At 61.1% G+C, this 1,361-nt stretch carries 2 protein-coding genes; both read right to left on the reverse strand.

Translation table 11 applies throughout. The features are described 5' to 3' along the window. Positions 1 to 196: hypothetical protein (locus KM176_RS24735; protein WP_215558848.1), on the reverse strand; the 196-nt coding region annotated here is incomplete at its 3' end. A gap of 51 nt (positions 197 to 247) precedes the next feature. Further along, a complete protein-coding gene (locus tag KM176_RS24740) occupies positions 248 to 1,282 on the reverse strand; it encodes an IS110 family RNA-guided transposase (RefSeq protein WP_160897350.1) in 1,035 nt (344 codons plus the stop codon). Positions 1,283 to 1,361: the final 79 nt, after the last annotated feature.

A 1,361-nucleotide genomic window follows, 5' to 3' on the forward strand; every position in this document is an offset into this window, starting at 1 on the left:
GCTTCTCTAATTGGGCGTTCGGGTCAAGCTCGTCTTCCTTCTTTCTGCGGGATCGATGTCGCTCATCCGGGTCACGCTTCTCTTCGCAGTCTGGTGACACAGGTGTGTCGCTGCATGCATGTGCCGGATTGGCAGTGGAGAGCCTTGCTTTGGGACGCGCTTGGTTGGCGCAGCAGCCATTTTCGGCTTCATCCACGGACCTCGTCCGGTGAGGACGATCCCGTTGGGTCGTTGAGGTAATCTCAGGTCATGCGAGCTTCTCCTCATCGATCCGGCGGAATTCGGTGCCGTCCAGCCAGAGGCGGTGCAGGATGACGGCCAGCTTTCTGGCAACGGCGACCACAGCGCGGCGGCGGCCTTTGGTCCGCATCAGACGCATCCCCCAAGACTTGATCTGGGACCCCGCAATGGTTCGCATGAGCAGGGCGTTCGCCGCCGCGTAGAGTGTTGAGCGCACGTCTCGGTCACCGGCTCTCGAGATCCTGCCTGGGTTATCCACCTCCCCGGATTGGTATCGGCGCGGGGTCAGCCCGAAGTGGGCGGCAACGGTTCGCGATTTTCTGAACCGTGCTGGATCGTCTACCGCGGCCTTGAACGTCAGGGCCGCGATCGGCCCGACTCCGGGAACCGTCATCATCCTGAGGCAGACCTCGTCACGACGGGCCGCTTGTTTCACCCGACGATCCAGCTCGAGGAAATGCGTGTGGATCGCTCGGCGGGCATCGAGCAACGGAAGCAGCGCATGGGCAAGGACATCGTCCATCTCCACAAGCGGGCGCACAACATCGTCGAACCGGCCATGGCTGAGGCTGGGCGGGAGCCGGATTCCGAAGATCTTCAGGAGACCGCGCACCTCGTTGGCCAGATCGATTGTCTTGGCCAGCAGGGCTTTCCTGGTACTCAACAAAGCCCTGGCCCCATGCGAGGCGCGGCTTTTCATGTGAACGGGACTGAACCAGCCGGTTCGCAGCACTTGGGCAATCCCGCGGGCATCGTTGCGGTCGGTCTTGTTGCGCATCGCGGACAGCGCCGCGTTAACCTGGCGAGCCTCCATGCAAACGACATCGAAACCTTCACCCTGGAGGCCGAAGAACAAATGCTGGCTCATCGTGCCAGCCTCAAAGCCCACCCTGCTGATCGGGTCGGGAAAACTTCTCAGGCAGTCGGCGATCGCTCCGACTTCACAGGGAAGATCCCGCTCGAGGTAGATCTTTCCCTTGGCATCGACGATGCAGAGCGCGCAGCTGCGCAGCGAAACATCAAGTCCGGCAAAGTATTCCATATCTCACTCCCTTCCATTGGATCATCCGATCCTAACAGGAGCTCGACCTCTCCACAGAGGCAGCCCAATTACGCATGCT

The sequence above is a fragment of the Pseudooceanicola endophyticus genome (assembly GCF_018760365.1).
Taxonomy (GTDB): domain Bacteria; phylum Pseudomonadota; class Alphaproteobacteria; order Rhodobacterales; family Rhodobacteraceae; genus Pseudooceanicola; species Pseudooceanicola endophyticus.